This is a genomic window from Streptomyces sp. NPDC086080 (assembly GCF_044540255.1).
Classification (GTDB): Bacteria; Actinomycetota; Actinomycetes; order Streptomycetales; family Streptomycetaceae; genus Streptomyces.
The window spans coordinates 265,943-272,601 of the sequence record NZ_JBITRU010000001.1; the positions used below are offsets into that span (position 1 = coordinate 265,943).

The window sequence follows — 6,659 nt, forward strand, 5'->3', positions numbered from 1 at the left end:
GTCCGCGCCCGTGCCCCGCACGCGCGGCCGAGCCACGCCCAAAGCGCACGTCTCTCGGCGGCCCACTCCGCCGCGCCCCGCGAGATCCGTGCCGTTCCGGCTGCCTTTCGAACCTGATTGCCTCGTGCCCGGTGCTCCTGAGCCGCCGTGCACTCGACAGTGACGGATACCCACGTGATCACCACCTCGGGCCTGACGAAGATCTATCGGTCCCACCGCTCCCGCGGCCGGGAGGTCACCGCCCTGGACGGCGTCGACCTGCACGTCCGCGAAGGCGAGGTCTACGGCGTCATCGGCCAGTCCGGTGCCGGCAAGTCCTCCCTCATCCGCTGTGTCAACCTCCTGGAACGCCCCACCTCCGGCACCGTGACCGTGGCCGGTCAGGATCTCACCGCCCTCGCCGGCCGCGGACCCCGTGCCGGCCGGGAACTGCGCCGGGCGCGCAGCCGTATCGGCATGGTCTTCCAGCACTTCAACCTGCTGTCCTCACGCACCGTGCAGGACAACGTGGAACTGCCTCTGGAGATCCTCGGAAAGTCGGGGAAGGAACGTTCCCGCAAGGCGCTGGACCTGCTCGACCTGGTCGGCCTGGCCGACAAGGCCAAGGCCTACCCCGCCCAGCTCTCCGGCGGTCAGAAGCAGCGCGTCGGCATCGCCCGCGCCCTCGCCGGAGATCCCAAGGTGCTGCTCTCCGACGAGGCCACCAGCGCCCTCGACCCGGAGACCACCCGCTCGATCCTGCAGCTCCTGCGGGACCTGAACCGCCGGCTCGGCCTCACCGTCCTGCTCATCACCCACGAGATGGACGTCGTGAAGCAGATCTGCGACTCGGCCGCCCTGATGGACCGGGGCCGCATCGTCGAGTCCGGCAGGGTCAGCGACCTCCTGGGCACCCCCGGCTCCGAACTGGCCGCCGCGCTGTTCCCGGTCGGCGGCGAGGCCTCCGGCGACGACCGCACCGTCCTCGACGTCACCTTCCACGGCGACAGCGCGACCCAGCCGGTCGTCTCCCAGCTCTCGCGTACCTACAACATCGACATATCGATCCTCGGCGCCGCCATCGACACCGTCGGCGGCCTCCAGGTCGGCCGGATGCGCATCGAACTGCCCGGCCGCTACGAGGACAACGTCGTACCGATCGGCTTCCTGCGGGAACAGGGCCTGCGGATCGATGTCCTGGACCGGGAACAGCCCGTCCTGGTGAAGGAGGCGGCCCAGTGACCTGGTCCGAGATGTGGCCGCTGCTGGAACAGGCGTGTACCGAGACACTGGTCATGGTCGGCTGGTCCACCCTGATCGCCGTCGCCGGCGGGCTCCCGCTCGGCATCCTGCTCGTCCTCACCGGCAGGGGCGAACTGCTGCAGAACACCGTGCTGAACAAGGTCATCGGGCAGATCGTGAACATCGGCCGCTCGATGCCGTTCATCATCCTCATGGTCGCCCTGACCAGCTTCACCCGCTGGGTCACCGGCACGTCCATCGGCAGCGAGGCCGCGATCGTGCCGCTCGCCATCAGCGGCATCCCGTTCTTCGCGCGCCTCGTCGAGACGGCCGTCCGCGAAGTGGACCACGGGCTCGTCGAGGCCGTACAGGCCATGGGCGGCAACACCTGGACGATCGTCCGCAGGGTCCTCGTCCCCGAGTCGCTGCCCTCACTGATCGCCGGCACCACCACCACGGTCATCGCCCTCATCGGCTACTCGGCCATGGCCGGAGCCGTGGGCGGCGGCGGTCTCGGCGACTTCGCCGTCCGTTACGGCTACCAGCGCTTCGACAGCGAACTGATGTGGATCACCGTCGCGATCCTCGCCGTGGTCATCTCGGTCATCCAGTTCGCCGGCGACCACACGGCCCGCGCCCTGCACCGCCGGGGCGCCCGCTCCGGCGCCGGACCGAGGCTGCGGCTCCTGAAGGCCGGGGAGCCGGCCGACGTCCGCAAGGCCGTCTGAAACCCCTCCAACCCTCCACCCCTGTACTCCCCGTGCTCCCCGACACGGGGCCGCACCACCCGAGGAAAGGCACTTTTCGTGCGTAACACCGCCAAGATCACCACCGCCGTCCTGGCCGCCGGAGCCCTCACCTTCGGGCTCACCGCCTGCGGCTCGGGCAAGGACGCCGCCTCCGACACCTCCGGACCGCTCGTCGTCGCCGCGAGCCCCGTGCCGCACGCCGAGATCCTGACCTTCGTCAAGGACAACCTCGCCGAGAAGGCCGGCCTCGACCTCGAGGTCAAGGAGTTCACCGACTACGTCACCCCGAACACCGCGACGGAGGACGGCTCGGTCGGCGCCAACTTCTTCCAGACCCAGCCGTACCTCGACGACTTCAACAAGAAGAACGGCACGCACATCGTGTCCGTCGTCGACGTGCACCTGGAGCCGCTCGGCCTCTACTCGAGCAAGGTCGGCACGACCGACGAGCTGAAGAGCGGCGCGACCATCGCCATCCCCAACGACACCGTCAACGAGGGCCGCGCCCTGCAGTTGCTCGCGGCGGGCGGTCTCATCGGCCTCAAGGACGGCGTCGGTACCGCGGCGACTCCCGCGGACATCACCGACAACCCCAAGGATCTCACGTTCAAGGAGCTCGAGGCGGCCCAGACGCCCCGCTCCCTCGAGGACGTCGACGCGGCGGTGGTCAACGGCAACTACGCCATCGAGGCCGACCTCAAGCCCACCGAGGACGCTCTGGTCCTGGAGGCCGCCAAGGACAACCCGAACAACAACCTGCTCGCCGTCAAGGAGGGCCAGGAGGACGACCCGCGCGTGAAGAAGCTCGCCGAACTGCTCACCTCCCCCGAGGTGAAGAAGTTCATCGAGGACACGTACGCCGGTTCCGTGCTCGCCTCCTTCTGATCCGGAGTGCCCGCGGCCCACGGGGCCTGCCCACCGCGAGGTGGACAGGCCCCCGTGGTGCGGTTCGGTGCTTTCATGCTGCATGCTGGGCAGTTCAGCAGCACCCGACGGTCTCTCAGATTACGGAGCGGCGCATGACGAGCACCTTCCCCGACATCTCCATCAGCACGGAGCGGTTGGTGCTGCGTCCCCTGGACACGGACGACATCCCCGCCCTCGCCGCGATGATGAACGACGAGCAGGTCGCCGCCTGGACCGACGCCCCCCGGCCCTTCACCGAGCGGGACGCCCGCACCTGGATCACCGAGTACGCCCCCGCCGAACGCGCCGCCGGCCACGGACTCGACCTCGCCGTCACCGAGTTCCTCACCCAGCGCCTGGTCGGCCTCATCCGGCTCACCAGGACCAACTGGCACGTACGGTCCACCGAGCTGTCGTACATCATCGCCCCCTGGGCGCGCGGCGAGGGCTACGCCTCCGAGGCCGCGCTCGCCACCGCCCAGTGGCTCTTCGGCGACCGGCACGTCGAACGTATCGAGCTGCGCACCGCCGCCGACAACACGGCGTCGCAGCAGGTCGCCCAGAAGATCGGGTGCATCAGCGAGGGAGTGCTGCGCGGTGCCTGCATAGCCCACGTCCGTGCCGAGGACGGCCGCTGGAGCGACGTACGCACCGATTTCATCGTGTGGAGCCTGCTGCCCGAGGACATCGAGGGCGCGGACGGACAGCTGGCCGACACCGGAGGGCTCACCGGCTACACGGACTGGAACTGACCTCCCGGAGTCCGCTGCCGAGCGTCACGCGGCGAGCGGTTCACGGCCGCACCGGGTAATCTCTGCAGACCGCCCGTGCGGCGGAACAGCCGACGAGACCTGCGAAAACCCCAGGAGACTGACGACGATGGCCGACCGGGTCACGGTGATCGGCTGGGACGGTTCACCGCTGACCGCCGCGGCACGCGGGGCGCTGGGCGCCGCCACGCTGGTGGCCGGCGCCGCCCACCATCTGGCACTGCCCGAGGTGCCCGCCGACGCCGAACGCATCCGGCTCGGGTCCGTCACCCTCGCCGCTCGCCGCATCGCGGCCCACCGCGGTACGGCCGTCGTCCTCGCCGACGGCGACCCCGGCTTCTTCGGCGTCGTACGGGCCTTGCGCGCACCGGAGTTCGGCCTGGAGGTCGAGGTCGTTCCCGGCGTCTCCTCGGTCGCCGCCGCCTTCGCCCGGGCCGGAATGCCCTGGGACGACGCCCATGTGGTCGTCGCCCACCCGCGCACCCTGCGCCGCGCGGTGAACGTGTGCCGGGCCCACACCAAGGTGGCGGTGCTCACCTCCCCCGACGCCGGCCCCGCCGAACTGGGCCTGCTGATGGAGGGGATCCACCGCACCTTCGTCATCTGCGAGGAACTCGGCACCCCGCGTGAACAGGTGAGTGTGGTCACCTCCGACAAGGCCGCCGACCACACCTGGCGCGACCCCAACGTCGTCATCGTCGTCGGTGGGCGGCCCGGTGCCGGTGAGCCCGGCGGCTGGATCGCCGGACGCGACCCGTCGAGTGGCCCGCGCGGCTGGTCGCTGCCCGCCGGGGAGTACGGCGGTGAACTCGGCGAGGGCGAGCGGGAACCCCTGCGCACCTCCCAGCTCGCCCGCCTCGGACCGCGTCTCGGTGACCTGGTCTGGGACATCGGCTGCGGCAGCGGCGCCTTCGCCACCGACGCCGCCCGGGCCGGCGCCGCCGTCATCGCCGTCGACAGTGACCTGGACGCCTGCGCCCGCACCGACTCCGCCGCCCGCCGCCACGGGGTCCAGCTCCAGATCGTCCACGGCACCGCGCCCCATGCACTGGAGAACCTCCCCGAGCCGGACGTCGTCCGGGTCGGCGGCGGGGGAGCGGCCGTGGTCTCCGCGGTCGCGGACCGCCGTCCGCAGCGCATCGTCGCGCACGCCGCCACCCGTGACGCGGCCGAACTCATCGGCCGGAACCTGACCGAACACGGGTATCAGGTCGAGTGCGCCCTGCTGCAGTCCCTCGAACTCGACAGCCGGGCCTGGACGGAGAAGGAACGGAGCGTCGCGTTCCTGCTCAGCGGGGTGCTGCCCGCTCGCGGCAACTGATCCGATTGCCGTCCCCGTGATCGGATTGTCCCACCGCGCGGGGTAGGCTGGCCGATTGTTGTACCGCACCCGGACGCCCGGCGCTTCGTCGCTCAATGTCCGGAAAACGCGCCCGTTTTGGGGCGGGTCGTGGTACGGCAGGTAACCGGAGGACGCGCAACGTGGCGCAGTCCACAGCGGAACCGTCGCCGATCAAGCTGACGCGACGGCCGTGCGGCCGCGACAATGCCAGTGAATGGCTTTGTCGCCTTTTTCGGGCAGGCCGTTCGTGCCGCTGGGGACGCACGCTCGTTCTTCAGCGTGGGGCGGTCGGTGCGCCGTTCCGGGTGAGCTGGTCGTAGGAGCACTAACCGATGGGCGAGGGGTACGCATGACCGACACCGGCCAGGTCCCGGGCGAGGGACTGCCGGAGAACGCAGGCATGGTGGAGCAGCCGGGCGTCCTTGCGCCCGACGCGTACACCTACCTCTCCGACAGTCCCGCCGAGGACGAAGACCTGCTGCTGCCCGGCGCCCAGAGCGCATGGGGCAACGAGATCGCGCCGCCCGTGCCCGAACCGGTCGTCGAGACCGTGCACGCGCCGGGCCCGCACGAGATGTCCGGCCGCGACAGCGGCTCGGTCGACCTCGGCGGCGTCCGGCTCCCCGACCCGGACCGGCCGCAGACAGCGGCTGCCGCGCCGCGCCGCCCGCTGCACCTCGGCCCGCCCATTCCCGATGTCTCCGCGAGCCCGGTCCGCTCCCTCGCCGACCGTGGCCCCGCCGATCTGCCGGCCCGTCATCCCGGCCCGCCGACCCTCGGTCCCGAGTACCTCGACATCCCGCGCGCGCGGGAGGCGGCGGCGCCGCACACCGCGGCCCCCTGGAACGCGCAGGCCACGGGCGGCGCGGTGGCGCCGGTCGCCGAACCGGCCGTCCCGTCGGCGCACCCGCAGGGCGCGGCCCAGGCGGTCGTCACCCGCGTCGCCTCGGAGGCGGTCGCGGTACAGGACACGGAAGGGGCAGGCGTCGCCGCCGGCGCGTCCGCCGCGGAGTACGCCGAGACGGCCGGGGCTCCGGTTGCCTCCGGGGCGCCGGAGGCCGGGACCGGCGCGCCGGCCGCCGTACCGGAGGACGGCCGGCCGGACGAGATGTCCAGTGCCGTGCAGGTGCCCGGCACCGTGGGAGCACCGTCCGCGGAGGCGACGCCCTCCGGAGACCCGTACACGGGTGTGCCGGGCATCGACACCTCCGCGACCGTGCCGCCCGCGGAGGTCGCGCCGGAGAACGCGCATGGGGCGGCCGGGCTGCCGGGCGAGGAGGCCGCCGCACCGGAGACCGGTCACCGGACGGAGTCCGGGCCGGCCGAGGTCGCCGCGCCCCAGGGACCGGACGCGGCTCTTCCGGTGCCGGGCGCCGAGGCCGTACCGGAGACCGCCCAGGTGACCGAGGCGCCGCAGGCCGCTGTGGAGGGCGTCGTGCCCGAGGCGGCGGCCGCCGGTGGGGTGTCCGAGGCCGCTCAGGTGCTGGGGGAGCCGCAGGCCGCTCCGGTGCCGGGTGCGGAGGGCGTCGTGCCCGAGGTGCCGCCGGTGGTGGAGGTGCCCGGGGCGGCGCAGGCCGGTGGGGTGCCCGAGGCCGCTCAGGTGCTGGGGGAGCCGCAGGCCGCTCCGGTGCCGGGTGCGGAGGGCGTCGTGCCCGAGGTGCCGCCGGTGGA

5 protein-coding genes and 1 pseudogene are annotated in these 6,659 nt (G+C 72.2%); all 6 read left to right on the forward strand.

Annotated elements, in window-relative coordinates; genetic code table 11:
• Positions 1-174: 174 nt before the first annotated feature.
• Positions 175-1,221, forward strand: coding sequence for a methionine ABC transporter ATP-binding protein (locus ACIF9R_RS01270; RefSeq protein ID WP_399972607.1), 1,047 nt, complete (start codon positions 175-177; stop codon positions 1,219-1,221).
• Entirely contained in the window at positions 1,218-1,949 is a 732-nt protein-coding gene (locus ACIF9R_RS01275) for a methionine ABC transporter permease (protein WP_399972609.1), read from the forward strand. The genes ACIF9R_RS01270 and ACIF9R_RS01275 overlap by 4 nt, the downstream gene beginning before the upstream one ends.
• Before the next feature lie 78 nt (positions 1,950-2,027).
• Positions 2,028-2,855 carry a MetQ/NlpA family ABC transporter substrate-binding protein gene (locus ACIF9R_RS01280; protein WP_399972612.1) on the forward strand — a complete coding sequence of 276 codons (828 nt, stop codon included), beginning with the start codon at positions 2,028-2,030 and terminating at the stop codon, positions 2,853-2,855.
• A gap of 134 nt (positions 2,856-2,989) precedes the next feature.
• On the forward strand, positions 2,990-3,628 hold the full coding sequence (locus tag ACIF9R_RS01285) for a GNAT family N-acetyltransferase (RefSeq protein ID WP_399972615.1): 639 nt from the start codon (positions 2,990-2,992) through the stop codon (positions 3,626-3,628).
• A gap of 127 nt (positions 3,629-3,755) precedes the next feature.
• Positions 3,756-4,967: a precorrin-6y C5,15-methyltransferase (decarboxylating) subunit CbiE gene (gene cbiE / locus ACIF9R_RS01290; protein WP_399972618.1), complete on the forward strand. Its 1,212-nt coding sequence runs from the start codon at positions 3,756-3,758 to the stop codon at positions 4,965-4,967.
• 370 nt (positions 4,968-5,337) lie between these two features.
• Positions 5,338-6,659 (forward strand): annotated as a pseudogene (locus tag ACIF9R_RS01295) (5,6-dimethylbenzimidazole synthase); the annotation flags it as partial.